This window comes from Erwinia sp. MMLR14_017 (assembly GCF_033657285.1).
Classification (GTDB): Bacteria; Pseudomonadota; Gammaproteobacteria; order Enterobacterales; family Enterobacteriaceae; genus Erwinia.
The window spans coordinates 50,210-76,697 of record NZ_JAWVWP010000004.1; the positions used below are offsets into that span (position 1 = coordinate 50,210).

The 26,488-nt window shown below is 53.4% G+C and carries 30 protein-coding genes; 10 read left to right on the top strand and 20 right to left on the bottom strand.

Annotated features, from left to right (window positions below; genetic code table 11):
* Window positions 1-87 precede the first annotated feature (87 nt).
* Window positions 88-465, top strand: coding sequence for a fluoride efflux transporter CrcB (crcB, locus tag SD961_RS07800; protein WP_318789824.1), 378 nt, complete (start codon window positions 88-90; stop codon window positions 463-465).
* Here crcB and SD961_RS07805 read toward each other — a convergent pair.
* From SD961_RS07805 to SD961_RS07820, 4 genes are all read right to left on the bottom strand, one after another.
* A complete protein-coding gene (locus SD961_RS07805) occupies window positions 451-1,242 on the bottom strand; it encodes a hypothetical protein (protein WP_318789825.1) in 792 nt (263 codons plus the stop codon). The two genes, crcB and SD961_RS07805, sit on opposite strands and share 15 nt — an antisense overlap.
* Window position 1,243: 1 nt before the next feature.
* Complete coding sequence (locus SD961_RS07810; protein ID WP_318789826.1) at window positions 1,244-1,441, bottom strand: hypothetical protein; 198 nt, start codon at window positions 1,439-1,441, stop codon at window positions 1,244-1,246.
* A 105-nt stretch (window positions 1,442-1,546) separates the two neighbouring features.
* A complete protein-coding gene (locus SD961_RS07815) occupies window positions 1,547-3,001 on the bottom strand; it encodes a sugar porter family MFS transporter (protein ID WP_318789827.1) in 1,455 nt (484 codons plus the stop codon).
* Window positions 3,002-3,234: 233 nt separating this feature from the next.
* The gene (locus tag SD961_RS07820) at window positions 3,235-3,612 is read right to left on the bottom strand and encodes a hypothetical protein (protein WP_318789828.1); all 378 of its coding nucleotides are present in this window, start codon (window positions 3,610-3,612) and stop codon (window positions 3,235-3,237) included.
* Window positions 3,613-3,964: 352 nt separating this feature from the next.
* On the opposite strand from SD961_RS07820, the gene iraP reads away from it, so the two are divergent.
* Together iraP and SD961_RS07830 are read left to right on the top strand one after the other, a co-directional pair.
* Window positions 3,965-4,261, top strand: coding sequence for an anti-adapter protein IraP (gene iraP, locus SD961_RS07825; RefSeq protein WP_318789829.1), 297 nt, complete (start codon window positions 3,965-3,967; stop codon window positions 4,259-4,261).
* A 17-nt stretch (window positions 4,262-4,278) separates the two neighbouring features.
* Window positions 4,279-4,755: a nuclear transport factor 2 family protein gene (locus SD961_RS07830; protein ID WP_318789830.1), complete on the top strand. Its 477-nt coding sequence runs from the start codon at window positions 4,279-4,281 to the stop codon at window positions 4,753-4,755.
* 44 nt (window positions 4,756-4,799) lie between these two features.
* Here the strand turns inward: SD961_RS07830 and SD961_RS07835 are convergent, their stop codons facing one another.
* From SD961_RS07835 to SD961_RS07845, 3 genes are all read right to left on the bottom strand, one after another.
* A complete protein-coding gene (locus SD961_RS07835; RefSeq protein ID WP_318789831.1) occupies window positions 4,800-5,615 on the bottom strand; it encodes a carbohydrate ABC transporter permease in 816 nt (271 codons plus the stop codon).
* Entirely contained in the window at window positions 5,615-6,487 is an 873-nt protein-coding gene (locus SD961_RS07840; protein ID WP_318789832.1) for a sugar ABC transporter permease, read from the bottom strand. Before SD961_RS07840 ends, SD961_RS07835 begins: the two co-directional genes overlap by 1 nt.
* Before the next feature lie 64 nt (window positions 6,488-6,551).
* Window positions 6,552-7,877: an extracellular solute-binding protein gene (locus tag SD961_RS07845; RefSeq protein ID WP_412916669.1), complete on the bottom strand. Its 1,326-nt coding sequence runs from the start codon at window positions 7,875-7,877 to the stop codon at window positions 6,552-6,554.
* Between the two features lie 576 nt (window positions 7,878-8,453).
* Between SD961_RS07845 and SD961_RS07850 the strand changes: the two genes are divergently transcribed.
* Together SD961_RS07850 and SD961_RS07855 are read left to right on the top strand one after the other, a co-directional pair.
* Window positions 8,454-9,059, top strand: coding sequence for a GNAT family N-acetyltransferase (locus SD961_RS07850; protein WP_318789833.1), 606 nt, complete (start codon window positions 8,454-8,456; stop codon window positions 9,057-9,059).
* A gap of 7 nt (window positions 9,060-9,066) precedes the next feature.
* On the top strand, window positions 9,067-10,158 hold the full coding sequence (locus tag SD961_RS07855) for a sn-glycerol-3-phosphate ABC transporter ATP-binding protein UgpC (RefSeq protein WP_318789834.1): 1,092 nt from the start codon (window positions 9,067-9,069) through the stop codon (window positions 10,156-10,158).
* Window positions 10,159-10,232: 74 nt separating this feature from the next.
* Here SD961_RS07855 and SD961_RS07860 read toward each other — a convergent pair whose 3' ends face one another.
* Both SD961_RS07860 and SD961_RS07865 read right to left on the bottom strand, forming a co-directional pair.
* Window positions 10,233-11,345: an ROK family transcriptional regulator gene (locus SD961_RS07860; RefSeq protein ID WP_318789835.1), complete on the bottom strand. Its 1,113-nt coding sequence runs from the start codon at window positions 11,343-11,345 to the stop codon at window positions 10,233-10,235.
* A 77-nt stretch (window positions 11,346-11,422) separates the two neighbouring features.
* Window positions 11,423-12,283, bottom strand: a complete 861-nt coding sequence (locus SD961_RS07865; protein WP_318789836.1) for a BadF/BadG/BcrA/BcrD ATPase family protein — start codon at window positions 12,281-12,283, stop codon at window positions 11,423-11,425.
* Between the two features lie 308 nt (window positions 12,284-12,591).
* Between SD961_RS07865 and SD961_RS07870 the strand changes: the two genes are divergently transcribed.
* Window positions 12,592-13,740, top strand: coding sequence for a Gfo/Idh/MocA family oxidoreductase (locus tag SD961_RS07870; protein WP_318789837.1), 1,149 nt, complete (start codon window positions 12,592-12,594; stop codon window positions 13,738-13,740).
* Between the two features lie 87 nt (window positions 13,741-13,827).
* Here SD961_RS07870 and SD961_RS07875 read toward each other — a convergent pair whose 3' ends face one another.
* Window positions 13,828-14,037, bottom strand: a complete 210-nt coding sequence (locus SD961_RS07875; protein WP_318789838.1) for a hypothetical protein — start codon at window positions 14,035-14,037, stop codon at window positions 13,828-13,830.
* 115 nt (window positions 14,038-14,152) lie between these two features.
* Between SD961_RS07875 and SD961_RS07880 the strand changes: the two genes are divergently transcribed.
* Window positions 14,153-15,040, top strand: coding sequence for a dihydrodipicolinate synthase family protein (locus tag SD961_RS07880; protein ID WP_318789839.1), 888 nt, complete (start codon window positions 14,153-14,155; stop codon window positions 15,038-15,040).
* A 70-nt stretch (window positions 15,041-15,110) separates the two neighbouring features.
* Here SD961_RS07880 and yjbE read toward each other — a convergent pair whose 3' ends face one another.
* On the bottom strand, window positions 15,111-15,356 hold the full coding sequence (gene yjbE, locus SD961_RS07885; RefSeq protein WP_318789840.1) for an exopolysaccharide production protein YjbE: 246 nt from the start codon (window positions 15,354-15,356) through the stop codon (window positions 15,111-15,113).
* A gap of 553 nt (window positions 15,357-15,909) precedes the next feature.
* Here yjbE and SD961_RS07890 point away from each other — a divergent pair.
* Window positions 15,910-16,503, top strand: a complete 594-nt coding sequence (locus SD961_RS07890; protein ID WP_318789841.1) for a methyltransferase — start codon at window positions 15,910-15,912, stop codon at window positions 16,501-16,503.
* A gap of 88 nt (window positions 16,504-16,591) precedes the next feature.
* Entirely contained in the window at window positions 16,592-16,822 is a 231-nt protein-coding gene (locus SD961_RS07895) for a hypothetical protein (protein ID WP_318789842.1), read from the top strand.
* Window positions 16,823-16,890: 68 nt separating this feature from the next.
* Here the strand turns inward: SD961_RS07895 and SD961_RS07900 are convergent, their stop codons facing one another.
* The 3 genes from SD961_RS07900 to SD961_RS07910 form a co-directional block, all read right to left on the bottom strand.
* Window positions 16,891-17,904 (bottom strand): acyltransferase, encoded by a 1,014-nt coding sequence (locus SD961_RS07900; protein WP_318789843.1) that lies wholly within the window; start codon window positions 17,902-17,904, stop codon window positions 16,891-16,893.
* Between the two features lie 121 nt (window positions 17,905-18,025).
* The gene (locus SD961_RS07905) at window positions 18,026-18,244 is read right to left on the bottom strand and encodes a hypothetical protein (protein ID WP_318789844.1); all 219 of its coding nucleotides are present in this window, start codon (window positions 18,242-18,244) and stop codon (window positions 18,026-18,028) included.
* A 374-nt stretch (window positions 18,245-18,618) separates the two neighbouring features.
* Complete coding sequence (locus SD961_RS07910) at window positions 18,619-18,843, bottom strand: biofilm/acid-resistance regulator YmgB/AriR (protein WP_318789845.1); 225 nt, start codon at window positions 18,841-18,843, stop codon at window positions 18,619-18,621.
* A 568-nt stretch (window positions 18,844-19,411) separates the two neighbouring features.
* On the opposite strand from SD961_RS07910, the gene SD961_RS07915 reads away from it, so the two are divergent.
* Complete coding sequence (locus tag SD961_RS07915; RefSeq protein ID WP_318789846.1) at window positions 19,412-19,606, top strand: hypothetical protein; 195 nt, start codon at window positions 19,412-19,414, stop codon at window positions 19,604-19,606.
* 65 nt (window positions 19,607-19,671) lie between these two features.
* On the opposite strand, the gene SD961_RS07920 is transcribed toward SD961_RS07915, so the two are convergent.
* The 6 genes from SD961_RS07920 to SD961_RS07945 all read right to left on the bottom strand — a co-directional run bounded on the left by SD961_RS07920 (window position 19,672) and on the right by SD961_RS07945 (window position 26,367).
* Window positions 19,672-21,249, bottom strand: coding sequence for an ABC transporter substrate-binding protein (locus tag SD961_RS07920; protein ID WP_318789847.1), 1,578 nt, complete (start codon window positions 21,247-21,249; stop codon window positions 19,672-19,674).
* Between the two features lie 144 nt (window positions 21,250-21,393).
* Window positions 21,394-22,059 (bottom strand): ABC transporter ATP-binding protein, encoded by a 666-nt coding sequence (locus SD961_RS07925; RefSeq protein WP_318790161.1) that lies wholly within the window; start codon window positions 22,057-22,059, stop codon window positions 21,394-21,396.
* Window positions 22,052-22,900, bottom strand: a complete 849-nt coding sequence (locus SD961_RS07930) for an ABC transporter ATP-binding protein (RefSeq protein WP_412916664.1) — start codon at window positions 22,898-22,900, stop codon at window positions 22,052-22,054. Before SD961_RS07930 ends, SD961_RS07925 begins: the two co-directional genes overlap by 8 nt.
* On the bottom strand, window positions 22,890-23,750 hold the full coding sequence (locus SD961_RS07935; RefSeq protein WP_318789849.1) for an ABC transporter permease: 861 nt from the start codon (window positions 23,748-23,750) through the stop codon (window positions 22,890-22,892). The genes SD961_RS07930 and SD961_RS07935 overlap by 11 nt, the downstream gene beginning before the upstream one ends.
* Entirely contained in the window at window positions 23,747-24,799 is a 1,053-nt protein-coding gene (locus SD961_RS07940) for an ABC transporter permease (protein WP_318789850.1), read from the bottom strand. Before SD961_RS07940 ends, SD961_RS07935 begins: the two co-directional genes overlap by 4 nt.
* On the bottom strand, window positions 24,799-26,367 hold the full coding sequence (locus tag SD961_RS07945) for an ABC transporter substrate-binding protein (RefSeq protein WP_318789851.1): 1,569 nt from the start codon (window positions 26,365-26,367) through the stop codon (window positions 24,799-24,801). The genes SD961_RS07940 and SD961_RS07945 overlap by 1 nt, the downstream gene beginning before the upstream one ends.
* Window positions 26,368-26,488 lie beyond the last annotated feature (121 nt).

Below are 26,488 nucleotides of genomic sequence, written 5' to 3' on the forward strand. Positions count from 1 at the left end.
TCTGGTTGACTCCGATGCTGCTTGCAAAAAAATCTTTGCTGAGTAGGCTGGTGCCTCAAAGCAGGGCGGACCCCTTTTGAGGTGATTATGATCAAGTCGTTAATTGCTGTTGCCGTGGGCGGAGCCGCAGGCAGCCTGCTTCGCTGGCTGCTCTCTCTTCGTCTGAATGGGCTGTTTCCAGGGCTTCCCCCCGGCACGCTGACGGTGAATCTGGTCGGCGGTTTTATCATCGGCGCCGCAATGGCCTTTTTCCTGCGTAATCCTGAACTCGATCCCGCCTGGAAGCTGTTAATCATTACCGGATTTTGCGGAGGACTGACCACCTTCTCCACCTTCTCGCTGGAGATCGTAACAATGATGCAGTCCGGTAATTATCTCTGGGCCATGGCCTCTCTCTTCACGCATGTGATTGGATCGCTGCTGATGACCTTTGCCGGTTTCTGGCTGGTCTCACTTCTGGTCTAGCATAATTTCTACTTTTGGCTCGTCCGGCTCCAGTGCCAGCGCGCTGGCGCTTGCCGCATCAAACAGCGACAGGCTTTCAACCTGATCCAGCATAATCACTTTACGAAAAGCCATGGCGGACTTGGGTTCGGAGTCCATGGTGATGTTGTGTTCGGCATACCATTTGCTGTAGTTGTGCTCAATATTCAGGTTCAGCGTCTTGCCATCGCGATAGCCGCTCAGCATGGGAATAAGCACTAAGTTTGAGGTGGAGGTTGTTTCATAGGTGGCCGTATGGATCATGCCGATATAGATGCGGCGGGATTTCAGGGTAACCCAGGCGAGTTCGCCCTCCTCCATGCACTGGAACAGCAGCCCTTCGACGCCATTAGCGCGGGTCAGTTTTTTATAGAGTTTTTTACGGCCTGTGCTGTTAAGCCTGGCGCTGCCGGACCAGCTTGAGCGATAGATACAAAACGCCACCGCGAAGGCGAGCATGATAACGACGGGCGCCTGAATACCCAGAAAGCTCCAGTTCATAAACTCAATCTGCCAGTCGCGGTGCAGGCCGTCGCTCAGCTCAGGTATGGCGTTGAAGAGGGCAGAAAAAGCCAGTAATACCAGCCAGACAAGACCGGTCGCAATTACCCCTTGCAGCACAAAAATGCAGCCATAAAGGGCGACCAGGAAGTAGACATCCCAGCCAAATGAACGTTTTACTTTAAAACGGGTGGAGAGATCCCGGCTGGTGTACCAGTATCCGCACACCATCAACACCATAAATATTGCCGTTCCCATCTCAGGCCCTCTTCAGCGTATTAACGTGGCGGGCGAAATCCTGATGAACTTCAGGACTGGCAATATTGACCGTAGCGCCGCCATCCTCATCAATAAGAATGCGCTCACCTTCTTCGATCGACTCTTCGATATCACGCTGGCTCATGACCTGTAACAACGCTTCAGGGCTGGCAAAAAGGGAAAACAAAAGCTTGAACATGGCAATCCTTCCTGATGAACAGAGACTAAGCCTGACCGCCGGTGCGGCAGACTTCTATCAGAATAGTGTGAAAGTGGGTGAAGGTGCCCTCCCTGGCACAGATTTTTAGCTCCCTGATTGTGGGGCGGGGTCGTCCTGAAGATGTTTTTTGAAATGCTTCTCAATCTGTTCCAGCGTTTTACCCTGAGTTTCAGGAGCAAAAATGATGGCAAAGATGCCGCCAGCGACACCGATGGCAGCAAAAGCAAAGAAGCAGGTCGTCAGACCGAAGGCTTCCAACAGGATCGGAAACATAAAAGCGATGGAGAAGTTAGTCATCTGCATGGCAAAGACGGAAATGCCGTTAGCCATGCCACGAATACGCATCGGGAAAATTTCTGACAGCAGCAGCCAGGTGACCGGAGAGAGCGCTCCCTGCTGGAAGCAGAGGAAGATCAGCATGCCTGCCAGTATCAGATAGCTGCGTAACACGTCCGGTTCTCCCCGCACCGTCTCCGGCATCAGCCAGGTGACCAGTCCGATAGCCAGCAGCGTACAGGTACAGCCAATTTGCCCCACCAGCAGCAACGGACGACGACCAAAGCGGCTCAGCATCATGATGCCCACAAAGGTCATCAGCACCGAAATCACGCCGTTGGCGATGGTGGCCAGCAGCGATGCGTTGGTGCCGAGGCCGGTCGCCTGCAGCATAGTTGGCGCATAAAACATAATGGTGTTCACGCCGGAGAGCTGTTGCAGCATGGCAATACCGATACCCAGCACCACCAGCCGCTTCATCCAGACGGAAATGGTTTTTTGACGACGGGCATTCTTCTGGCTTTTGGAGTCCATGGACTTGCGGATTTCGCCCATCTCTTTTTCCACCATACGGGACTGGCGGGTGCGCTCCAGCACGTCGCGGGCTTCACGATAGCGACCATGCATGGCGTACCAGCGCGGCGTATCCGGCAGGAACAACATGCCGACCCAAAGGATAACCGCAGGCACACAGGCTACGCCAAGCATCCAGCGCCAGGTGGTCTCTCCACCCCAGACTTCATTGATCGCCGCGTTGCTGGTATAGGCGATAAGCTGGCCGGAAACAATCATCAGCTCCTGCAACGTCACAAACTGCCAGCGGCGGTTGGCCGGAACGATTTCCGCGATATAGATCGGCACAATAGCCGCCGCACTGCCCACGGCCAGCCCCAGAATGAAGCGAAACATAATCATCATCACGACGTTGGGTGCCATTGCGCAACCCAGTGAGCCGCACATAAAGATCACCGCCATCACCAGGATGACTTTTTTACGGCCGAAGTGGTCGGCTAACCGTCCGGCGCAGATGGCGCCAATGGCCGATCCCAGAATCAGGAAGCTGGTTACCATGCCGGTGGTGAGCGAGGTCAGGTGCAGGTCATGCTTCATAAACAGCAAAGCACCAGCAATCACGCCGGTATCGTAGCCAAAAAGCAGGCCGCCCAGCGTGGCAATAAACGCAATTACTTTAACCAGCGGCTCGGTGGGCTGCGGTGAAGCCGCTGCCGTACCGGATTTGCCGCTGTTGGATGAATCACTCACAAGTTACTCCCTGGAAACAGATAATTATTATGGTTGCCTGTGATCGGGATCACAGACCTTATAATCTAATCCAGGAATGCGAATTTGGCAGAAAAAAACGTAATTAAATTTCATCAGGAGAGGATGGCGGGCAAGGCGAAATGCGCCAGTAATATGCGCTTTTAAGCCGGGGATAAGGATAAGAGCAAGCATTAAGCAGGCCGCCGGAACGCGTTCCGGCAGCCTGGCGCCTGTCAGGAGAGGCTTCGGGTATATCTTGCAGCAGGTGTCGGAGTATGAATACGGGGTTGATGGCTTCCCGAACGTGGCCGACAGCTCTCTTTGAGCTTATTGAGTGGGGTCGCTGCGCTTTCCGGCGCGGCAGCTACAACACTCTTATCATCGTTATAGTCCTGAAGCCATGAAAGGTACTCCGCCATAACGAGAGTGACATCTTCGCCAGGTTGCGTGGTACGAATGTAAAGCTGAGCAGATAGTTTGGTTTTATCCTGGATATAGATTTCGTACTTTTTGTTCCAGGCCTGCGTATCGGGACGCTCGCGCAGAACAACGTCATTGAAGCGCAGATGCTGCCAGCGCGTGAGTCTCTGATAAAAATGTTTTTTATCCATGACGGATTAACCTCTCCGTTTTTCTCTGTGTGTAGTTCAAAAAAACCGCCCTGGACAGCGGGCGGAATAACGTCGTTATTGAAATAATAAAAATGAGGGTTAGCACCCACGCCGGATGGAAGGCCGTGTGGATGATTAAATCTAGACTAATTTTGCCGCTTCGCCATTGCTGCCATCATTTTTCAGAAAACTTGCAGGGAATGATGTCGAATCCTTTCAATAACCTGCCAGGTTAACGCGTTGAAACAGAGGTAAAATAGTGACTTATAGTCAACGTCAACCGCTAAATCCTGTTTACTCTTTACCTGAGGTGGTGGTAATTTCATAAAAAAATCATTTCAGGAGCTGGGTTATGAAACAGTTAGTGATCGACATGTTGATGAAGATTGCCAAAATCGACGTGGATGCGAAGGAACTGACTGCACAAGTCGAGGCTCAGTCCCTGTTAATTGCCGCGCTGTTACTGACGGCAGGAAAGGAAGGGGCATCAAATATTTCTGAAAACATTCAGAACGCCATCGTGGCGGCCTCAAGCTCTGGTAAAGGCTTTCTGCAGTCAGATGTTGATCTGCTGCTGACGCATGTGAACAGGCTACTGGCCGTCACGCGTTATGTTGATGAGAAGGCCAATGCGACAGAACCGGGCTGATGATGGAGAAGATGATAATGTCGGAAGCTGAAAGCCGCCCGCCGTTGCCGCCTTTTACCCGCGAGAGCGCTATCGAAAAGGTGAGATTAGCCGAAGATGGCTGGAACAGCCGGAACGCGCAGAAAGTGGCTCTGGCCTACACGCTGGATACAGAGTGGCGTAATCGCGCGGAATTTGTCACGAACCGGCAGGAAGCGGAAGCGTTTCTCAGCCGAAAATGGAAAAAAGAGCTCGATTATCGCCTGATTAAAGAGCTTTGGGCCTTTGCAGAGAACCGCATTGCCGTACGCTATGCCTATGAATGGCATGATGACTCGGGCAACTGGTTCCGCTCTTACGGCAACGAGAACTGGGAATTTGACGAGAACGGGCTGATGGCGAAGCGCTTTGCCTGCATCAATGACCTGCCGATCGCCGAGTCGGAACGCAAATATCACTGGCCGCTGGGAAGGCGCCCGGACGATCATCCGGGCCTGAGTGAGCTGGGGTTATAATCTCTCTTTTTCGTGCTTTCCTCTGCCGGATGAAGGCACGCCACTTATTTCACCGCCCCTTCGGTCACGCCGCTGATAAACTTACGCTGAAACACCAGAAAGACCACCACCAGCGGCAGGATTACAATCATCGCACCCGCCATCAGCACAGGAATATTAATGGTGTTTTTGTTCTGAAAGAACATCATGCCAATGGGCAAGGTGCGTAGTTCATCTTTGTTTACCAGAATCAGCGGGATAAGAAATTCATTCCATGTCCAGATAAACAGCAGCAGTGCCAGCGTGGTCAGCGTGGGCACGATGGCTGGCACCAGAATCCCCCATAATATGCGGGAACGCATTGCGCCATCCATCACCGCGGCTTCCAGCAACTCTTTCGGCACCTGCTGAAATGCCGTTGCAATCATCAGGGTGGTAAAGGGTAGCGACAACGCCACCTGAGGCAGAATTAATGCCAGATAAGTATTGGTTAATCCCATCCAGTGCAACTCGTGATAGAGCGGAATGATAAAGGCTTCGCTGGGTAGCACCATGCCCAGTGCCATCAGCGCAGCGAACAGCCGTTTACCGGGAATGCGTAAAAAAGCGAAACCGAACCCCGCCAGAATACCTGCCAAAATACTCGCTATCACCACCGGAAAAACCACCAGCACGGAGTTAAGGAAATAGGTGCTGAAATGGCCTTCTTGCCAGGCTGACACATAATTTGCGAAGCTGAGCCGGGAGGGGAGCGCAAACACACCGGCAAACAGCTCGCTTTGGGTTTTAAAAGAGGTCATTAACGCCATCAGGAAGGGTAAAATGGTGATAATGGCAATCAGCCAGATTAGCGCGCGTGAAACTACAGGCGTTTTCCGCATCAGTGACGCTCCCGGATAGCAAAGTGTATAAGGCTGTTGATGGCAAAGACCAGGATCATACCGACTATAACTACCGCAGAAGCATAGCCGTAATGGCGTAGATCAAAGCCCTGCTGGTACATATATAAATTGGTTACCAGCGTTGAGGTGCCCGGCCCGCCGTGGGTCATGACATACACCAGGTCAAACGCTTTCAGGCTGGAAATAACCGTTAATAACAGGGCAACGCGAAGCTCTGGGCGCAGGCCCGGCAGCGTGATGCGCATAAACTTTTGCCGGCGTGAGGAGCCGTCAAGATCGGCTGCTTCCAGCAGAGAAGGATCCATCCGTTGCAGTCCCGACATAAATAACACCAGACAAAAGCCAAAGAAATACCAGGTGGCGACAAAGCCGACGGCTGGCAAGGCCCAGTCGAAATCCCCAAGCCATGAACGCGCAAACTGCGGCAGGCCCACCGCGCGAAAGAAGTGATCAACAGGACCGAAAGCAGGATTGTATAACCAGCGCCAGACCACACCGAGTACCGCCATTGGCATGATATAGGGAAGGAAAAACAGGATGCGTAACAGACTCCGCTCCTTATTACTGCGGGTATCATGCAGGAAACTGCACAACAGCAAACCAATACAGAGCGGAAACAGCGTGTAAAACAGCATCAGCATGGCATTATTTTTGATCGATACCCAGAACACCGGATCGCCGAACATTTGCACAAAGTTATTCAGCCCGATAAAAATTGGTCGCGTAGCACCATCCCAGGTGGTGAAGCTGACGCCAACCGAAACCAGTAAAGGAAAGAGCAGAAAAATGGAGTAGATAAGCATTGAGGGCAAAATATAGAGCGCATTTTGCAGACGTGACTTATTGAGCATAACGGTGTTCTCACACTTTACGTCTGAATAGCCGCCCGGCCTGGCGAAGCACCGGGCAGAGTGATTATTTCTTCAGGCTGGAGAGATACTGCTGATAATTAACGTCCAGTTTGTCGGTCAGTTGTTGTGGCGTGAGTTTATCCGCCAGCAGCAGCTGAACGCTTTCATTCAACGCATTGCCCATGGTTGGGGTGGCCCAGTCAACATAGTGGCCCAGGCCATCGTGCGCATTGACCGTGGTCCAGACGTTATACACATCGGCAAGCAGCGGATTGTCCGCTGGCAGTCTGGCCTCTTTGTTGGCGCTGGCGGGCAGGAACCCCGCCTTCAGCCATTTTTCCGCCATCTTGTCGGAAACAAGGTAATCGATGTATTTCGCTGCCGCATCCTGCTGCGCTTTGGTTTTCGCCGTCAGCGTCACAGAGAAAGGCAGATCGGTACCTCCCACCATTAAAGGTTTGCTGACGCCTGCAAACTGGGGGAAAGCGACAAAGTGAATATCTTTATTCTCTTTGAATTGCCCCATATACCAGGTTCCGCTGACAAAAAATGCCGCCTGGCCGTTCTGGAACAGCGTGGCCGCATCATCTTTGCCTATGCCCTGAAAGCCGGGGAAGAAGTACTCCTTTTTATTCCACTCCTGCATCAGGCTGGCGGCCTTTTGCAGCTTCGTATCTTTAAATGTGCCACCGATATCATAAATCAGGTCATCCATGCCTTTACGGTCGCTGCTGCTAATTTGATCCTGCCAGAGGGTGGTCAGCATCTGTTGACCCGCCGCACCGTCGAGAATGCCCAGCATCAGAGGGGCTGTCCCCTGCGTTTTAAGCTTTGCCATTGCGGTTTCAAATTCCGCCAGCGTCTTTGGCACGGCAATACCCACTTTGTCCAACAGCGCTTTGTTGTAATACAACCCGACCATTTCACCCAGGCTGGCAACGCCGTACAGATCCCCACTGCCAAACTCCTGCTTAGCAGACCAGCGGTTACGCTTCAGAATTGAGTCGGGAAAGCGGGTGGTCCAGCCGTACTGCTTAGCGTAGCCATCCAGGGGGATCAACAAGTTCTCTTTTACCAGTGCGCCCATGTCACCTCCGCCCTGGTTGACCTGGGCAATCTGCGGGCCGTCGCCAGAGTTGAGGGAGAGCTTAAGAGGAATACGCGTGTCGTCAAAAGAGTGCACTGAGCGATCGATCGTCACGCCGGGGTTTTGCGCAGTGAACTCATTGATCGCCTGATCAATAGCTTCAGTCTGTGCGGGGTAGTTATAGATGTCCCATTCTGCCAGGGCGGTGGCTGCCTGGGCAGTAGGCTGTAAGAACGCGGTAATCAGCCCCACGGCCAGCAGCGACATCGCCGGACGTGAAGGGGCAGTGCGGGAAATGCGCATAAGCCTGGAAGCAGTAAACATGGATCTGTTTCTCCAACATCAATGAAGCATCCTTTCATGATGGCAACCGACTCTCCCGCAGGTTGCTTGGGGGCATCAGCTGCTTACTCTGTCGCCTTATCTCATACTTACTTTAATGATTAAATAAAGTCAAACGCCTGCCTCTTCTGCTTAGTGAAAGGTGAGGCAGATCGTAAAATCTGAACTTTCATTATTATTCAGGCTTAAAAACTGGAAAATTGAATGAATAGTGAGTAAATGCGGGGTTGAACTGCGCAATGAAATATTATCTCTTGCAGGCATGTTGCTGTTATAACCCCATGAAAGGTCATATGAAAATAGTATATTTCCAGCCCTGTTCCTCTTACGGAACGGCAAAGAACGGGGCTGTAAAGGCGATCGGCCCCAATACACGCTATCCGCGCATCAGGAAAAGAGAGTGAATGTTGGAGAGTGTGATCCACAGCATAAACTCAGCGGAGTATCACCAGACTCAGCTAATTATTTTCTCTTGAAAACTAAGTCGGGTTTAATTAACGTGGTGATCCTTCCTCACCGACAGTATGAGCGTGGACTATGACTTTTTCTGACGGCCAGATTCGCCCCGCGACCGCGGATGACACTGACGCCCTGTATGAGATCTGCCTGAAAACCGCAGATGCGGGAAAGGATGCCAGCGATCTCTATGCCGATCCCCATTATCCCGGTACACGCTTTTCTGTTCCCTACGCACGCTATGCGCCGGACTTTGCCTTTGTGCTGGAGATAGCCGGGAAAGTGGTGGGCTATGTCGTTGCCACACCTGATACGGTGGCATTCGAACAGCAGCTGGCCCAGGAGTGGTGGCCGTTGCAGCAGAAGCGCTTTGCGGGACGCCAGCCGGTGAAGCCGCTTGACAGTAAGATCCTTGACGCTCTTATGCAGCCTGAAACGGCTTCGGCGGCGCTGACTGCACCTTATCCCGCTCATCTGCATATCAACATTCTGCCGGAAGGGCAGCGTGGGGGATGGGGGAAAAAGCTGGTGGAACATGAACTCGTCGCGCTGAAAAAGGCTGGCGTAAAAGGGGTTTATGTGGGCATCAGTCTGCAAAATGAACCGGTTACCCATTTCTATCAGCAGTTGGGATTTCAGCCGCTGTTCAGAAGTAACGCGATTTATATGGGTCAGGAACTGAAGTGAGGATGCAATGGCTACTCTGCAGTTAAGCAACGTCAAAAAATCTTACGAGCACGTCAACGTCATCCACGGTATTGACCTGAAAATTGATAATGGAGAGTTTATCGTTTTTGTCGGCCCTTCCGGCTGCGGTAAGTCAACGCTGCTCAGAATGATCGCCGGACTGGAGGAGATCAGCAGCGGGGAGCTGTTTATTGATGAGCAGGATATGACACAGCAGTCCGCCACCGAGCGCGGGATTGCCATGGTATTTCAGTCCTATGCGCTTTACCCCAATATGACCGTAAGAGGTAATCTGGCTTACCCTCTGGAAGTGGCCAAACTACCCAGGTCGCGGATTGCCGAAGAGATAGCGAAAACGGCGGAAAAGCTCCATCTGACAGAGCTGCTGGACCGCTTGCCCCGTGCGCTCTCCGGCGGGCAGCGTCAGCGTGTGGCCATTGGTCGGGCTATCATTCGCCAGCCGCGGATCTTTCTGTTTGATGAGCCGCTCTCTAACCTGGATGCGGAGCTGCGCCTGCAGATGCGCATTGAAATTGCCAGACTGCATGAGTCCCTGGGTAATACCATGATTTATGTGACGCACGATCAGCTGGAAGCGATGACGCTGGCAGACCGTATTGTGGTATTGCGTCAGGGACGTATAGAGCAGGTTGGTGCGCCGCTGGATCTCTATCACGATCCGGACAACATCTTCGTTGCGGGCTTTATCGGCTCACCAAAAATGAATTTCCTGTCGGCGCGGGTCCTCTCCGTTCAGCCGGGGCTGGTCAGCCTGGCGCTGCCGGAGCTGAAACTCGCCTCTGTGACCTTGCCCGTGCATTCAGCGCTTGCTGAAGGGCAGCGGTTGACGCTGGGAATTCGCCCTGAGCATTTTGCCAGCGCCGAAAATGAAAATCGTGACTGGTCGTTCTCTGCCGCACTCTCCTTTGCCGAAAAATTAGGCCACACCAACTACCTTTATCTCGATATCGGGCGGGAAAATCTGTTGGTGATTGAAGCACGTAAAATGGAAGAGGTGGAGCTGGGGGAAGAGGTTAATCTGGCGCTGGACCCCAGACACTGCCTGCTTTTCTCGGAAGAGGGAAAACGTATTCGCTAAGGCCCTCGGGGCGAACGGTTGATCCGCTCGCCCTGACAGGGATCCTGACCCGGTTAAGGTTCATCCCCTGGCCGTTAGCTCTCTTCTTCAGCCTGAGCGGAAAGCACATCAATCAAACGGTTCACCGTAAAGCCAGCGGCGCCCAAAGCCCACATCCTGTTAGATTCGGTAAGAAATTGCAGCGGCGTCAGCTGTGGCGTGAGCTTGAGACGATATTCCTGGAAACTCTGGCTGATATGATCCAGCAAGATCCGCGAGGCCATTTGCGGCTCCATTGCCAGACAGATCACGTCAGGATCGTAAGCCACCGCGAGGTTCGCCAGAGATAAGCCCAGATGCTGCCCAGCGCTAGCAAGCGTTTCCAGCGCCAGCGGCGAAGGATGACGGTCCAGCGCCAGCAGATTTGTCGGTACATTTTCGCCCGCCTCTTGCAGTATTCTGAGGATGGCTTTAGACGACGCTTTCTCTTCAAGCGTGCATCTGGAGCCATCGTTTAACAGGGCATTGCCAATCTCACCTGCCGTTCCTGTGCGCCCCCGGTATAATGTCCGGTCAAGGATCACGCCTGCGCCAATCCCTTTGCCGTAGGTAGCAATAATGGCCGACTGAGCCGAACCCAGCTGACCAAAGACCAGAGTGGCGAGCGCCAGCGCATTAGCATCGTTCTCTATAAATACGGGAATGTTAAAACGCTCTTCCAGCAGTGCAGTGATGGCGACGTGCGTCCAGTCCAGCACGGTAGAACGAATGCAGTGACCGCTGACCGGATCGACCAGCCCGGCCAGTGCCAGCCCGATGGCGGCAACCCGTTTATCTTCAACCGTTTTCAGGAATCTGGCTAAGGCATCGCTAAGCTGCCTGGGCGTCAGTTCTCCGGAAGGCATCTGCTGCTCGCCGATTAAATTGCCAGTCATGTCGGTCAACACAATCAGGTTACGCTCGGCATTAAGCTGGATACCGATCACCGTAGCGTAATCTGGGTTTAATCCAAGCAGCGTTTTAGGGCGCCCCATTGATACGCGGCGTAACCCCTTTTCGATAATAATGCCGCGGCCCAGCAGCCGGTTGGCGGCCTGAGAGACGGTAGACATGCTCAGCCCGCTCCGGACTTTCAGATCGGATTGGCTGATGGGAGAATTTTCGACAATAAGCCGCAAAATGCGTGACGTAACGTTCGGTGCGATCATAAAAAGTGGCGATCTCATCGGTAAAGTGGCTGGCTGACCGGCCAGAAACAGGACGGCCTGCCAGCCTGGTTAAAAATTCAGCGGCGGGCAAGCAGCAGCGCTCCTGCCAGCGCATCCTGCTGGGCAGGCACAATTTTCTGTCGCGTGGCAGCAGAGAGCCAGGGCTGGAGAGGCTCTGCCAACCCGCCCATCAGTGAAATGGCTCCGGGGCTGATCCTTGCCAGGGCATCTGTTAATAAGGTGATTTCAGCACTGGTTTCGGCCAGCAGCGAAGAGGCCAGCTCATCGCCCTGGCGGGAGGCAGAAAAAACCCAGGGGGCAAACTGGCCCCACTCTCCCGGCGTAGCGGTTTTGCTCCAGGCAAGTAGCGCCTCCGGTGAGTGGCTAAAATGCTGCAAAATGGCGTCAGTCAATGAGGTAGCGGCGATAACGCCCTCATGCGCCAGCAGTGCTTTTCGCAGCGCCCGCAGTCCAAGTTGCGCGCCGGAACCCTGATCGGCCAGAGTCAGCCCCCATCCCCCTACGCGGTGGAAACGGCTGCCATCCCAGGCCGCGCCCTGGCTGCCGGTGCCCACAATCAAAACCGCACCCGGTTTCCCCTGATGGGCGCCCGCACAGGCGATATCCACATCCGACAGCAAGGAGAAGCTGGCAAAAGAGGAGGGCAGCTGCTGAAGTCGCTTTGCTGTTGAAGGTACGTTTGCGCCTGCCAGCCCCCAGACGGCATGAGTCTGACAGCGTAAAGAGGGGGAGAGCCTGGCGGCATGAAATGTATTGTCAATCAAATGGTTAACATTTTTCAGCGCGCCTTCATAATCAGAATAGACGTTGGCGGCACTGCCTGTGCATTCTGACAAAACCGTGCCATCAGGCGTCGTGAGCCGACTGCGGCAATGGGTACCACCGCCATCGACTCCGAGCAAATATTCTGATTGCATGATCCTCCCGTGACCGGTATTGACCCACTGTGTCGCGACAAACGACTGGCTATTTTCAGCAAAACGATAAAATAAAAAAACTTAAATCGCAATAACAAATAAATATGGATAAATTTAAAATCAATTAATTGATATTAATCAAGGTATTATATTTTAATGCAAAGTTTTTCGCTGTTGCTGTAGTTGACATTACTTTTTCTGTCGTAATAAGTTGGTGTCTGACAATTGCGCGATCCTGAACGCCGGTACTGCAAGCTGCCTTCGGGAAGCATTTCAACTCTCCGTGACCAATATGGGCAGGGTTCAACATGAAAGTAGCGATTACAGGCCTGGGCTTTCGTCTCTCCAACGTAGTGAATGAGTTCAACAAATCCGACCCCGATTTCAGTATTGTCGGCTATGTCGATCCCTCTCCTGCCGGATTGCCCAATCTGGAGAAGTTTGGTATTCCCGCCGGCAGGGCTTTTGCTTCGCTTGATGAAATGCTTACAGCAGGGGAGTTTGATCTGCTGATGGTCGGTTCACCAAATTATCTGCATCTTGAACATATAGAAGCGGGGCTGAAAGCGGGAAAACGGGTCTTCACCGAGAAGCCGGTGGTGATCAACGAAGCGCAGACCATGGCGCTGGCAAAATTGGTCCGCCAGTATGGCCAGGAAAATATTCTGGTGGGGCTGGTGCTGCGGTATTCGCCGCTTTACCACGATTTACTGCAAGCCAGAGCAGAGAACCGGCTGGGAGAAATCACCTCCATTGAAGCCACAGAGCATATCAAGCCTTATCACGGGGCCTTCTTTATGCGCGACTGGCGACGCTATGAGCGTTATGCCGGTCCCTATATTCTTGAAAAATGCTGCCATGATATCGATCTCTATCAGGGCCTACTGGGGGAACGCCCCATCAGGGTAGCCAGCTTCGGCGGCCGTAAATCCTTTACCCCTGAACATGCTCCAAAGGGGGCGATTACTACAGACTCGGAGCTATACCATATCAAGCCAAGTGGCTGGTCCAGCACGGACGCTGTATTTGAAAGTGATGCGGATATTGTCGACTATCAGACGGCAATCATAGAGTACCAGGGGGGAGCGACAATGGCGTTTCACGCCAATCTTAATGTCCCTGATGAGTTCCGCCGCTTCTGCGTAATGGGTACCGATGGCATGGCTGAAGGGGACTTTGTTCGCAACTATTTCCGTGTTCACGATGCGCGCACGGGTGAAGAAACAGTGTCCACCACCTATGAAGGTAACGCTTACGACGGCCACTACGGTGCAGATGCCCTGATGGCGGCTGAAATTGTGAAGCACATCAAGACGGGTACGCCGCTAAAAGTCTCAGTTATTGACGCCCTGGAAGCTGGCCTGACGGCAATCAAAATTGATGAAGCCCGTAAGGCGAAAATGGTCATTGATTTAACTGACTGCTGGCACACTTTCGACGCGAATTTGGGGCGTTAACGCCTGCCTGAAGCTCTGCTGGTCTGGCATGCCCCGCAGACCACTCTGCTGATAATTTAGCGCTTGCTTACCTGACCGTAGTGAAAGTTATTTCTCTCCCTTCACTACGGTCATCTCGCTACCCTCATGACGCTGTACCTCACCACACAGCAGCACCGCAGCAGGGCGCCGCTGATGAATACGTTCGGCCATTTGCTCGCAGGCCAGCTGAGTAGGGAAAATATGCTCTGACACAGGCAGCGCATCGCAGGCATCGTAACCACAGGCGCTGACAAGTAGTACAAATCCAATCAACATAGCTCGCTCCTGTGATGAAACAGACCCAGCGGTAAGTATAGGCTATCAGCCGTACGTTTCCCCTCTTAAGAAGAGGTGATATAACAAACGTCTCTATCCATCCGGGAGATGATTAATGCAATTTCGTGGGCTTTCTGCTTTCCCTGTCACGCCTGTTAACGCGGTGGGCGAGGTTGATGTTGTAGCGCTTGAAAAAATCCTTCTGCGGCTCAGGCAGGCTAATGTCGATTCAGTAGGACTTCTTGGCAGCACGGGACTCTATGCCTTTCTTCGCCGGGAAGAAAAGCGCAGGGCGATTGAGGCGGCGGTAAATTGCCTGCAAGGCAGCGTGCCTGTTATGGTCAGCGCGGGGGCACTGCGCACGGATGAGGCGATCACTCTGGCACAGGATGCGGAAGAGGCAGGCGCCGATGCACTGCTGCTGGCCCCTGTTTCCTACACACCGTTAACTGATGAGGAGGTCTTTCAGCATTTCGTTGCGGTCTCTGAGAGCACCTCATTACCCCTCTGTATCTATAACAACCCCGGAACCACACACTTTACCTTTACGCCCGCTTTACTGGCCCGGCTTGCCAGCCTGCCTGGCGTTAAAGCGCTGAAGTACCCCTCTTCAGAGCGGACCGATGCCGCCTTTATCTCCTCATTAAGAGCAGATTTTCCTGAAGATTTTGCTCTGGGGTTCAGCGTGGACTGGCATGCACCTGAAGCGATGTTAGCCGGAGGCGATGCCTGGTATAGCGTGTTGGGCGGTTTACTGCCCGCGCAGGCGATGTCGCTGGCATTAGCTGCACGTAAGGGGGATGGCGATCGGCTTGCGCTGCTGAATGCGGAACTGCAGCCAATGTGGACATTATTTAAAACGTTCAGCAGCCTGCGCGTTATGTATTGCGCAGTGGAGATTTTGGGTATCTGTTCGCCCATCTTACCGCGACCACTGTTGCCGCTCAGCGCGGAGGAGTGTCGTAAGGTGGAAGCGGTGCTTCGTGAACTGAAGAGCGTATAACCCGAAGGCAGAGGAGGGGGAAAGCCTGTCTCTCTCGCCGGAAACCGGTAAAGGAGACAGGCAGTGCGCTTTAGTGCGCCTGGGTGCCGGTGGTTGTGGTGGTGGTGCCGGTGTTAGAGCCATCGCCGCCGCCGCCCATGGTGGCCAGAGCAATACCCAATAATGCACCCACAGCGCCGATACCTACCGCATTGGAGTTACCATCAGACATCGCAGTCGCTTCACTTCCTGCCGCTGCGCCAGTAGTGGGTGCAGCATAAACGCTGGCGCTGGTGGCCATCATCAGTAATAGCGCAAGCGCGTTCATTTTTTTCATTTTATCGCTCCTCAGGAAGGCGTCAGGGATCAGGAGTCAGAGCATAATTTTAAAGTTCAGGGTTGAACAGATCCCGACTGAGAAGGGAATATTATCATTCTGATTAAGGTGTTACAGAAACAGGTCCGTTGCTTTTAAGAGTGCCGTTCAGTAGGAAAAACGGCATTTTTCTGGCATCGCCTCTGAGAAGCGAATAGTTTTTTATAAAGACAGAATTATCTCAGAAGCCGCCGCCGCTAACGGGACGAAATATCAGGTCAGGATGGACATAATACGCAGCCATTTCAGGCTTTATTATTCCTGCTGTTTTAAGAATAAATACCAGTACATTTTTTTCCGTTTTTTCCTCTGTTTTTTCTTAACTCAAATTCATTATCAGATGAATATGATGTGTGCCGATATTTTCAACTGTTGCCAGGTATAAACAGACTGAAATAAAAGGGGAAAAATTTATGCGATTACTCCTGGTTTTATAGCGGAAGCGAAGAGTTTTAAGCACTCGCCAGGCTTATTGTGGCCTACTGCATGTCACCCTTTAGCCAGAGGCTCAACTATGTTGTTATCTGCGTTTTCTTATATCAAAGATAAAACCGGTTATTTACAGGAATTCATTTCCGATCCGCGGAAAACGGGCACCATTGCACCTTCTTCTCTGGCTCTGTGCAAAACGATGTCAGATGCCGTTGACTGGAACCAGTGCCAACGTATTGCCGAGCTTGGCGCAGGGGATGGTGTGTTAACGCGACATCTGCTGACGCGGATGCGGCCAGATGCGGAACTGCTGGCCTTTGAAACTAACAGCCGTTTTCATCCTAAGCTGGCTTCTCTTCAGGACGAAAGGCTGAGGGTGACCGGCGCCTCTGCCGAAGCCCTGAATGAAGAGTATGACGCTATCTTTTCAGGATTACCGCTCTTGTCCCTGCCCAAAGCGGTGCGTCACGGCATCCTGGAGCGCGCAGCCTCGTTGCTGAGTCCGCAAGGCGTTTTTGTTCAGTTCCAGTACACCTCATTGTCAGAGCCGCTCATTTCTGAATATTTTGCCTGGAACCGGACCCGCGTGCTGTGTAATTTGCCGCCTGCATGGGTGTACAGCTGCCATTCGCTGGATAATTTACCGCAAAAAAATGCCGGGTTCGGCAGGGCTTAGCACAGTTATATGAAGAGAGCGTGTCCATGAGATGGCAATCTCTGCGGTCTCTGCCAGGCTTACTGTTTACCCACAACAGGAGGAGAGAATGAATACTGATAGCGATCTGACAACCTCAAGTGAAGATGAAGTCTGTAATATCATAGGTAAAGCGGTGGTTGACCTGAGCATCACAGGACAACCGGTTAACAAGGCTACGCTGGCACTAAAATTGTTGGCGATGGCAGATCAGGATGGCGATGAAGAACGTATTTTGCTGTACTGGATTGCGCGGAAAGCGATCAACCAGCCACACAGATTTGCCTCATCAGTTTATTGATGGCAGGTGGCAACCCGGCTCTTTGCCGAAAAAACGGCCGCTCAACTGAGCGGCCGTTTTTGTCTGGGTCAGGTGACGCGCCGCACATAAGGGATGCGCTGCAGCAGAAAGATAATGCCCGCAGAGATTACAAAGCAGGCCAGCGCGACCAGAGGAATGGTAATGATAGAGGAGTAACCGGTGAAATCGAGATCCAGTAACGCTACCAGACCTTCCAGTACTATGGCATGAACAAAGAAGATCCCCAGACTCAGCCGTGACAGAACCCGCAGCGCTTTAATAACAGGCCGGTTATAGCGGAACGAGGCGTTCAACAGCATGAAAAAGCAGCCCAGCGAGATGACGACCATTGTTGGCGCTGAATAGAACAGGAAGAGATCGTTTGGCCTGTAGATGCTTTTGGAAAACGAGTAGGCCATTACGGCGGTCAGTACCGCAGCCAGCACGAAGATAATGGCAGAAATAGTGACCTTAGGAGCGATATTAAAACGGCGAACCACCCCACCAAGAATATAAAAACCGGAGAGATAAACCACCATGTCAATATTGCTTGGCATAGGGAGCGTGTGGTTTTCCAGCAGGCTGGCTTTGACGTTATCCAGCAGCACGTAGACCGAAGCGAGAACAAACCAGACCGTAAGCGTGTAATTTACCCGTTGCTGGCTGCCGTAGGTAATAAACGTATTAAGCAGCGGCGTGACCAGATAGAGCAGGATCATTGTATAAATGAACCACATATGCGGATAAGCGGGGGTACTGAACAGCTCCAGCAGGCTGACGGGGGTTTTATTAGCGTGGACCAGGTCGCTGTAAACCAGATAAATGGCTGACCAGGCAATCAGTGGGATCACCAGATCCAGCACGCGGGTCTTGAGCGTGCTGAGCAAAGACTCATTTTTATTGAGTGAGATGTAGCCCGCTATCAGCAGGAAAAGTGGAAAAGCAATACGACCCAACGTTTCATACATTACCGCTACGGACCAGCCGGTGTGAAAGTGGGCAAACGGCAGCGCTGCAGTATGCAACAAAATGACGAAAAATGTTGCCACCAGAGTTAGCAGCTTAATATTGATCGTTTTCAATGCCTAACTCCTTGTCAAAAAGCATAATCTGAGAATAAGACTCAGATTATCGCCATCCGGCTAAAGGTAACATATTCCCTGAGCCGGACGTATCTCCAGACAAGAAAAAAAGTGCCCGTTATCAGGTATGGGTGCCCGATGCGTCCAGGGTCAGGGTGGAAGGGCAGGCTTGCTGAGGCTGTACCAGACGGTATTCCGCTCTCCCCTGGTGAATATAGATACAGGCGCGTCCGGCGTCGCCGCCATCCTGCTCCTGCGAAAGAGTCAGCGTAACGGGCTCAGCCTGTGCTAAAGCGCCGCTAAACGCGAAGGCCAGAACAATTTTGGTTAATCCATTCATCTCAGAGAGCCAGAAAAAGTTTAAAAGAGGTTACCCTGACTGACACTCTTTGCGGGGAAAGGTTGTCAGCGTTATTGACCCTGGCATTACCGCAGGGCTGACTGCAAGTACAGGTGGACAATATCGGACGAAGCCTGGGGGCGCGCCAGCAGAGAACTCTTATTTTACCTGGCCTTGATTTTGCTCATGTAATCGGGTGGGCGTTCCGGAGTGACAGGCTGATTAATAAGGTGAAAAAAATCGATACTGTGAATAAAGCAGGGAAGAAAGGCGGAGAAGAGGACCAGCTTACAGCGTAGTTTTTTCAGCAAAAGACGATTTGAGTTAAGTAGTAAAGCCGCTGCAGAGGTGAGCGCCTGCTGCAGCGGCAGAGATTACCCAATAAAGTCATCTTCGGTCTGATGCACGACCATCTCAAGCACATGCCGGTAAGTATCCAGCGAAACAACATCGCTGGTGGTTTCCAGACGGTGAAGCAATTGCGCAATGATCGTTTTATTGGTGACGGGCTTACCGCTTTGCAAAATTTCAATAACAATCGAACCGAGAATAGCCACTTCGCTTTCGGCTTCCTGCATTTCAGCTTTAAAATAGTCCATTAATTCATGTGGGGAAGACGGTAATTCTGCATGCATCACTTTCTCTCCAAATAACCTGCCGGGACGACGGCCGGATGCAGTAATAGTTTCTGAACGATCGATTTATTATTTTCAGCAAAAAACTGCCTCGGGAAGTGGGAAACCCACGATCACTTCCCAAGGTTATGCAAATGCATAATTCATTACAGCGTAGAAAGGTAGTCGTTTTTTGTACGTTGTACAAGTTTATTTCGAAAATTGTACAACTTTGAAAATTGAGCTGTAGTACGGCAAAATCTGGTTAAATAAATTAACATTGCTTACTAAACGGAAACGCCTTATGGCAGAGGTCGCTGAGTAAAAGCAGCCTGCTGAACGAGGTTATTACAGCCTTGCTACAGAGACTGCTCTGACACAGTAGTTAGTGCACAGAAAGTAACCAATCAGAGAAGTAGCGCCATAGCCGAAGTTATTACTGTGCAAAGGTCGCTGACAACACTAAACCAGCCCGCCTGAGGGCTGGAAAAAATTAACCGGAATGGAGGAATCTTGTTAAAATTACTTTTTACTCCTTTTCATGGAAGCCACGATGACAACTGAAATCTCCCATCCTGCCAGCAGCCCAAAGCAGGCTGCACTGCAACTGGTAATTGAACTGGTACGTGCCGGTAAGCTCAGCCCAATGCAGGGTGACGCGGCAAATATGATCTCTATTTACGAACAGTTCAAAGCGCATTTCGAGGCTGATAAGCATAAGCACGCTTCAGACTCCGCAATTTCCTGAGGAGCTTTAATTTCCGGAAGAACCGCCATCTTCTGCAAAACCAGGGCGGCACTTTGCCGCCCGTTTCACTCTTTGCTCACCCCGTCGTAATAGAGCATGCTGCTGCCAATCCCCTGCCGGGCGCCCTGCACGTTACTGCGCAACCCAACCAGTTTCTGCCCCTGTAAAGCCACCACATATGGCGAGTTCTGCTGAACCTCAAGCTGTAACTGCTGATACAGCGCCTGACGCTTGCGCAGATCGCTCTCTGCCGCTGCCGCTTTGGTTTGTGCGCTAAGCTGCGGAATAGTCCAGCCCATGCGCCACGCCAGCGTTTTAGGGCCACCAGGGATGTTATAAGCAAAGGTGCTGGCGTTGGTATTGGGATCGACGTAATCCGCTCCCCAGTAAATGAAAATTGACTGGAAATTTCTGCTGCGCATTTTCGCCCAGAGTTCCGCTTCTGCTACCGGCTGAATCGTTATCTGAATATCCGCTTTAGCAAAGCTGGCCTGTAGCGCCTGCGCCACATCGGTGTAAGGCGGCTGATTTACAATAGTCAGTGAAAATTGCGTACCTGGCCTGATGCCGCCTTTTTGCAGGATCGCTCTGGCTTTCGCCAGATCGTAATGAAAAGGCTGATTATCCAGAGCGCCATCAAAGCCTTCCGGCAGAAAAGCCTGGTGAACCTGATATTGTCCCTTGAGCAATTCTTGCGAAAGGCTTTTGTAGTCGATTAGCCAGCGAGCCGCCTGCCACAGTGCCGGGTTACCCAGCACTGGCTGCTGGCTGGACTGCGTATTGAACCCCAGATAATAGATCAGGCTGGAGGGAAAGCTGGCGACGCGGACAGAAGGCACTTTCTTCAGCGCATCGAACTGATCTGCGCCCAGATCGTAGGCGACATCCACGTCGCCCTGCTCAAGCAGCAGGCGGCGCGAGCCAGGCTCAGCCACCCCTTTCAAAATAATGCGTTTAAGGTGAGGCGCAACGGCGGCAAAGGCGTTTTGCTCCAGAACCAGCGCCTGCTGCGGGACATAATTTTTGATGGTATAGGCGGCACTGCCTGCGGAGTGCGTGCGTAACCAGCTGTTGCCGAAGTCACCCTCACTGGCATGCTGCTCTGCCAGCTTACTGTCAACAATGGAAGCGACCGGCGCGCTAAGCAGGCGTAAAGCCAGATCGCGACCAACAGGTGAGCTCCAGCGTATCTCCAGCTGGTTATCGCTCAGGCGCACCAGTTGTTGCTCAATGTTTTGTGGCGTCCAGCCAAATTCGTTAAGGATGAAGGCTGGCGTCTTGTTGAGTCTGACACCGCGTGTCAGCGAGTAGATCACATCGTCGGCGGTAAACGGGTTGCCGCTGGCAAATTTCACCCCAGGCTGCAGCGTGACAATCAGGCTGTGAGCCGTGCTCCCCGGCTGCCAGCTCGCGGCCAACTGTGGCACCAGCTTGCGCGGATCCGTTCGATCGGCATCAACCAGTTTTTGATAAAGGTTGGTCAGGCTACTGGTGCTGACAGTTTCAAAACTTTCAGCCGGATCGAAGCTGATAATGCCATCAAGCGGGATCGCCACGATCAGCGTGTCGGCAGGCGTAGCGGCATAAGAGGGGGCAGTCAGACCCAGCGCTAAAGCCAGGGTAAAAGGCAGGAATTTTTGCATGAAAGCGTCCTGTAAACGGTGTGTTATCAGGACTATAGCGAGAAGGGAAGCGGGAGGAAATACCCATTCCGGCAACGGTTATCTGGATAAGTTATTTGTAAAATCAGCGAGTTGTGGCTGGCAGCAGCGGCCAGCCACAAGGCGTTAACCCAGGATAAACCCTTTCTCCATCCGCACTGCGCGATCGCACATATGATCGATCACATCGGGATCGTGACTCACCAGCACCATGGTCAGATTATCCTGCGCCTTCAGGCTGTTCAGTAAATTAAGAATTTCAGCCTGGACTGACATATCCAGCGCAGAGGTGGGTTCATCCAGCAGCAGGATTTTTGGCTGCAGCAGCAGCGCCCGCACAATCGCCACGCGCTGACGCTGGCCGCCAGAGAGCTGATGCGGGTAGCGGTCGGCCAGCGCAGGCTCCAGCCCTACGTGCCGGAACCCCTGATCGATACGGTCGTTGATATCGGCCACTTTCAGCAGCTTCAACGGCTCCGCCAGGGTGCGACGCAGACGATGACGGGGATGCAGCGAGGCATAAGGGTCCTGAAAGACCATCTGCACATCCTGACGCAGCTGGCCGGTAAAGGCTTTTCCGGGTTTCACCACATGACCAGCCAGCGACATCGCGCCCTGCCAGTTGGGGTTCAGCCCGGCAAGCACCCACAGCAGCGAAGACTTGCCGCAGCCGGAAGGGCCTACCAGACCAAAACATTCGCCAGGTTTTACACTGAGCGTAACGTCATGCACCACGGTGCGTTGTTCATATCCCTGACGATGGGAAACGCTGACTTCAGCCAGTTCAATCATGTTCACGCCAGGCCTCCAGCGCAGTGCGGTCCAGTACCGGTAATGTCTGACCCTGCGTCGCTTTACTCGGGCGGCAGGACCATAATGTGCTGGTATAGGGATGGGTTGCCCGTGGCAGATCTGCGGCGGGCAGCGTATCCAGGATTTCGCCCTGATACATCACCATTACCCGCTCACAATGTTCAGAGACCTGTTGCAGATCGTGGCTGATCAGCAGTAACCCCATATTGCGTTGCTCCACCAGACGACGGATCAGCGCCAGCACCTGATCGCGCATAGCGTGATCGAGTGCGGAAGTTGGTTCATCGGCAATCAGACAGTGCGGATCGGCAATCAGCGCTATCGCCAGCATTACGCGCTGACCCATCCCGCCAGAAAGCTGGTGAGGATAGCGCTGCATCAGCTGCCTGGGTTCCGGTAACCCTACCGCATCCAGCATGTCACAGACTTTCTCTTTGATCTCCGCGCGGCTCAGTCGGGTATGCAGCTTCAGCGGCTCGGCAACCTGCCAGCCGATAGTGCGCATAGGATTAAGCGCGTATTTGGGGTCCTGCATCACCATCGCCATACTGCTGCCTCTGAGCTGGCTCCAGCGGCGTTCGCTCAGGGTCAGGGCATTTTCGCCCGCTACGTTCAGCGTGGTGGCCTGCAGGTCAAGACCCGGCGAGAGTAAGCCCATCAGGCTGCGCGCCGTCAGCGACTTGCCCGAACCGGACTCGCCCACCAGCGCCACGCGCTCGCGGCCCAGCGTAAAGCTGATATTTTTCACCAACGGCTGGCCAGATGCACTGGCAATCCGCAGGTTGTCGGCCACGATAAGAGGAGAGGTTTCAGTTGCCATTTCGGGTATCCAGTCGGTCACGCAGGCCATCGCCCGTCAGGTTAAAGGCCAGGCTGGCAAACAAAATAGCGCCGCCAGGTGCAGCCGCTACCCACCACTGGTCGAATATCACCTTACTGCCCTCAGCTACCATCGATCCCCATTCTGCGGTAGGCGGCTGAACGCCCATACCCAGGAAGCCCAGTCCGGCAGCAGAGAGAATAATCCCGCCCAGGCTCAGCGCGGCGCGTACCACCGCGGAAGGCATGCAAAGCGGCAGAATATGGCCGAACATCAGCCGCAGGCCATTAATGCCCTGCATTCGGGCGGCGGCCAGATAATCACTGCGGCGCAAAGCGAGCGTTTCGGCCCGCGCCTGGCGGGCAAACGGCGGCCAGCTGGTCAGCGCCAGCGCCAGTGCGCCGTTCATCAGTCCCGGACCCAGCATGGCAACCAGCGCGAGAGCGATCACCAGGTTAGGCAGCGACAGGAAGATATCGGTAATGCGCATCAGCACGCGTTCCGTCCAGCCGCCCAGATAACCGGCGCTGATGCCAATCAGCATCCCCACCGGGATGGTGAGGACCAGGATCAGCGATACCAGCAGCAACGTAGGGCGCGAACCGTAAATCACACGGGAAAAGAGGTCACGGCCAAAGCCATCGGTCCCAAACCAGTGGGCAGCAGAGGGTGGCAGCAGGCGTGCCGACATCATCTGCGCATCAGGATCGTAAGGCGCAAGCAGCGGGGCCAGCAGCGCTGCCAGCAGCAGCACGGCTACCAGCGTGCCGCCAATAGCCAGCGAAGTCATGCGGGGACGACGTTGGCGTACAGGTGCGGCGACCTCAAGGTCGGTAAGATTTTGCGTCATCGGGTTCTCGGGTCTGTAAGCCAGGTTAAAGCATCCGCCAGCGCATTCAGCGTGATAAAACAGCCGCCAATCAGCAAGGTTGAACCCAGAATGGCAGGCGTATCGGAAGCGAAGAGGGCAGTGGTCATATAGCGTCCCACTCCCGGCCAGGCAAAGACCGTCTCGGTTAATACCGATCCCTCCAGCAGCGTGGCATAGGAGAGAGCCAGCACGGTAATCAGCGTGCCACGCACGTTAGGGAAAACGTGCAGCAGCAGAATGCGCCCACGGCCTGCGCCTTTGGCGCGCGCCAGGGTAACATACTCTTTTCCGCTCTCTTCCAGCAGCGCCGCACGCAGCAGGCGGGTGATCCCGGCCATGGCCAGCAGGCCCAGCACCACTACCGGTAGCCAGAGGTGGGCGACCGCATTGCGGAACATTTCCGGGTCACCGGAAAGCCAACTGTCTACCAGCACCAGCCCGGTTTTGGGTTCCAGCGTGTAGATCCAGATATCGTCCAGGCGTCCTGGTCCGGCTGACCAGTGCAGCACGGCATAAAACAGCAGCAGCCCCAGCAGCCCGAGCCAGAACACCGGCACGGAATAGCCTAACAGCGAGATCAGGCGGGCAAGATTATCTACCAGGCTACCGGGTTTCCATGCGGCCAGCAGCGCCAGCAGGATGCCAGATAGCGCGCCAAAGATCATTGCACAGGTAGCCAGTTCAATGGTGGCCGGGAAGGTGCGCAGCAAATCGCTGCTCACCGCCTGGTTGGTCAGGCGTGAAATCCCCAGATCGCCCGTGGCCAGATGGGTGACGTAATGCCAGAACTGCATTGGCAACGATTCATCCAGACCTAAATCGTGACGAACCTGTGCATAGGTAGATTCACTGGCGTGATCGCCGGCAATCTGCAAAACAGGATCAACCGGCGACAGGTGAGAGAGCATAAAGGTGAACGCCAGCAGGCCCAGCAGCGTTACTGCCAGAGAAGCCAGACCGGTGAACAGGCGTCCACTTCGCAACCAGAAAAGCCGGGCGGACCCGGCTTGAGAAACAGAAGCCGTCATTACTTGCTGACCTGGCTGTAGTAAACCATATCCGGGTTGATCCCCTGAACGTAGCCTTTCAGGTTATCGCGCAGCGCAATCAGGTTACGCGCCTGCAGACCCACCACATAAGGCGAATTTTTTTGTACTTCACGCTGCATGTTCTGGTAAAGCTCAACGCGTTTCGCCTTATCGCTCTCTGCGGTAGCTGCCAGCGTTTGCTTGTTCAGTTCAGGGATATGCCAGTTTGAACGCCATGCCAGCGTTTTACTGCCATCTTCCGGGTTATAGGCAAAGGCGGCCGCGTTGGTGTTGGGATCAAAATAGTCCGCTCCCCAGGCATTCAGCGTGGCTTCATATTTGTGCGCCTTAACAGAGGTGGCGATTTCGCTGCTGAGGCCTGGGATCAGCTCAACTTTAATGCCGCCTTTGGCGAAACTGGCCTGCAGAGCCTGAGCAATATCCAGGTAGGGCGGCTGGTTGCTGACGCTGAGCTTAAAGCTGACGTTGCTCAGACCAGCCTTTTTCAGAATGGCTTTAGCTTTGTCAGGATCAAAAGTGTAAGGATTGTCGTTCAGCGCGCCCAGGAAGCCTTCCGGCAGGAACGCCTGATGCACCTGGAACTGACCTTTCAACAGATCGTCGGCGATACCGTGATAATCAAACAGGTAGCGCGAAGCTTCCCACAATGCAGGATTTTTCAGTGCCGGATTAGCGTCAATATTAAACTGCATGTAATAGAGCGAAGCCATCGGGATTGCCATCGGCTTCACGCCCGCTTTGTTTTTCAACGCGGCCATCTGGTCAGCGCCCAGGTTACGGGCGATATCTGCATCCCCCTGCTCAAGCAGCAGACGGCGGGCGGCAGGCTCTGGCACATTTTTAATCAGCACGTTTTTCAGCTTAGGGGCGCCGCCGGGCGAGGTCGGGTTAGCGGAGAGCAGCACCACTTCATGGGGAATATATTTACGGATCTGGAAAGGACCGCTTCCCGCTGAGTGAGCGGCCAGCCATTTGTTGCCAAAGTCATTGTTTTTGGCATTCGCCATCGCGGTTTTTTCATCAACGATGGAGGAGACTGGCGCGGCCAGCAGGCTCAGAACATAGGTAGGACTGACGTCAGCCGTCCAGCTGATTTTGACATGCGTCTCATCCACTTTAACGAGCTGCGCATCCACGTTCTCTTTAGTCCAGCCCAACTGGGTCAGGATAAAAGAGGGGTCCAGATTCAGCTTCACCACGCGGCTCAGCGAGAAGATCACATCCTCAGGACGCAGCGGATTACCGGAAGCAAATTTCGCTCCGTCACGCAGCGTAAATGTCATGCTGCGGTTATCGCTGCCGGGCTGCCAGGCTGTCGCCAGCGTGGGTTTCAGATCGGTAGGATTTTGCGGGTCGGACTGCACCAGACGCTGATAAAGGTTAGTGAAAGCCTGCACGGAAGTCAGCTCAAAGCCTTCTGCCGGATCAAAGCTGCTGGCATCATCGATTGACTGGGCAATCACCAGCGTATCGGGTGGCGTTGCCGCCTGCACGGCAAACGAACCGGCCAGCGCAAGGGCGATAACAGATGGAATTAGAGTTTTCATGACGCTTCCTTACCTTTAAGTTGTTCGCGAGTGTAGAGTACCCATTGCCAGGACAAATAGTAGATTATCCGCTATCGATAGATGAAAAAGTTATAAATAAACCGGAATGGTTATATTCGCC

What these genes read in the sequence shown, in the direction of transcription:
- crcB (WP_318789824.1), top strand. Translation starts at nt 88, where the DNA reads ATGATCAAGTCGTTAATTGCTGTTGCCGTGGGCGGAGCCGCAGGCAGC.
- SD961_RS07805 (WP_318789825.1), bottom strand. Translation starts at nt 1,242, where the DNA reads ATGGGAACGGCAATATTTATGGTGTTGATGGTGTGCGGATACTGGTAC.
- SD961_RS07810 (WP_318789826.1), bottom strand. Translation starts at nt 1,441, where the DNA reads ATGTTCAAGCTTTTGTTTTCCCTTTTTGCCAGCCCTGAAGCGTTGTTA.
- SD961_RS07820 (WP_318789828.1), bottom strand. Translation starts at nt 3,612, where the DNA reads ATGGATAAAAAACATTTTTATCAGAGACTCACGCGCTGGCAGCATCTG.
- iraP (WP_318789829.1), top strand. Translation starts at nt 3,965, where the DNA reads ATGAAACAGTTAGTGATCGACATGTTGATGAAGATTGCCAAAATCGAC.
- SD961_RS07830 (WP_318789830.1), top strand. Translation starts at nt 4,279, where the DNA reads ATGTCGGAAGCTGAAAGCCGCCCGCCGTTGCCGCCTTTTACCCGCGAG.
- SD961_RS07835 (WP_318789831.1), bottom strand. Translation starts at nt 5,615, where the DNA reads ATGCGGAAAACGCCTGTAGTTTCACGCGCGCTAATCTGGCTGATTGCC.
- SD961_RS07840 (WP_318789832.1), bottom strand. Translation starts at nt 6,487, where the DNA reads ATGCTCAATAAGTCACGTCTGCAAAATGCGCTCTATATTTTGCCCTCA.
- SD961_RS07845 (WP_412916669.1), bottom strand. Translation starts at nt 7,877, where the DNA reads ATGCGCATTTCCCGCACTGCCCCTTCACGTCCGGCGATGTCGCTGCTG.
- SD961_RS07850 (WP_318789833.1), top strand. Translation starts at nt 8,454, where the DNA reads ATGACTTTTTCTGACGGCCAGATTCGCCCCGCGACCGCGGATGACACT.
- SD961_RS07855 (WP_318789834.1), top strand. Translation starts at nt 9,067, where the DNA reads ATGGCTACTCTGCAGTTAAGCAACGTCAAAAAATCTTACGAGCACGTC.
- SD961_RS07860 (WP_318789835.1), bottom strand. Translation starts at nt 11,345, where the DNA reads ATGATCGCACCGAACGTTACGTCACGCATTTTGCGGCTTATTGTCGAA.
- SD961_RS07865 (WP_318789836.1), bottom strand. Translation starts at nt 12,283, where the DNA reads ATGCAATCAGAATATTTGCTCGGAGTCGATGGCGGTGGTACCCATTGC.
- SD961_RS07870 (WP_318789837.1), top strand. Translation starts at nt 12,592, where the DNA reads ATGAAAGTAGCGATTACAGGCCTGGGCTTTCGTCTCTCCAACGTAGTG.
- SD961_RS07875 (WP_318789838.1), bottom strand. Translation starts at nt 14,037, where the DNA reads ATGTTGATTGGATTTGTACTACTTGTCAGCGCCTGTGGTTACGATGCC.
- SD961_RS07880 (WP_318789839.1), top strand. Translation starts at nt 14,153, where the DNA reads ATGCAATTTCGTGGGCTTTCTGCTTTCCCTGTCACGCCTGTTAACGCG.
- yjbE (WP_318789840.1), bottom strand. Translation starts at nt 15,356, where the DNA reads ATGAAAAAAATGAACGCGCTTGCGCTATTACTGATGATGGCCACCAGC.
- SD961_RS07890 (WP_318789841.1), top strand. Translation starts at nt 15,910, where the DNA reads ATGTTGTTATCTGCGTTTTCTTATATCAAAGATAAAACCGGTTATTTA.
- SD961_RS07895 (WP_318789842.1), top strand. Translation starts at nt 16,592, where the DNA reads ATGAATACTGATAGCGATCTGACAACCTCAAGTGAAGATGAAGTCTGT.
- SD961_RS07905 (WP_318789844.1), bottom strand. Translation starts at nt 18,244, where the DNA reads ATGAATGGATTAACCAAAATTGTTCTGGCCTTCGCGTTTAGCGGCGCT.
- SD961_RS07910 (WP_318789845.1), bottom strand. Translation starts at nt 18,843, where the DNA reads ATGGACTATTTTAAAGCTGAAATGCAGGAAGCCGAAAGCGAAGTGGCT.
- SD961_RS07915 (WP_318789846.1), top strand. Translation starts at nt 19,412, where the DNA reads ATGACAACTGAAATCTCCCATCCTGCCAGCAGCCCAAAGCAGGCTGCA.
- SD961_RS07920 (WP_318789847.1), bottom strand. Translation starts at nt 21,249, where the DNA reads ATGCAAAAATTCCTGCCTTTTACCCTGGCTTTAGCGCTGGGTCTGACT.
- SD961_RS07925 (WP_318790161.1), bottom strand. Translation starts at nt 22,059, where the DNA reads ATGATTGAACTGGCTGAAGTCAGCGTTTCCCATCGTCAGGGATATGAA.
- SD961_RS07930 (WP_412916664.1), bottom strand. Translation starts at nt 22,900, where the DNA reads ATGGCAACTGAAACCTCTCCTCTTATCGTGGCCGACAACCTGCGGATT.
- SD961_RS07935 (WP_318789849.1), bottom strand. Translation starts at nt 23,750, where the DNA reads ATGACGCAAAATCTTACCGACCTTGAGGTCGCCGCACCTGTACGCCAA.
- SD961_RS07940 (WP_318789850.1), bottom strand. Translation starts at nt 24,799, where the DNA reads ATGACGGCTTCTGTTTCTCAAGCCGGGTCCGCCCGGCTTTTCTGGTTG.
- SD961_RS07945 (WP_318789851.1), bottom strand. Translation starts at nt 26,367, where the DNA reads ATGAAAACTCTAATTCCATCTGTTATCGCCCTTGCGCTGGCCGGTTCG.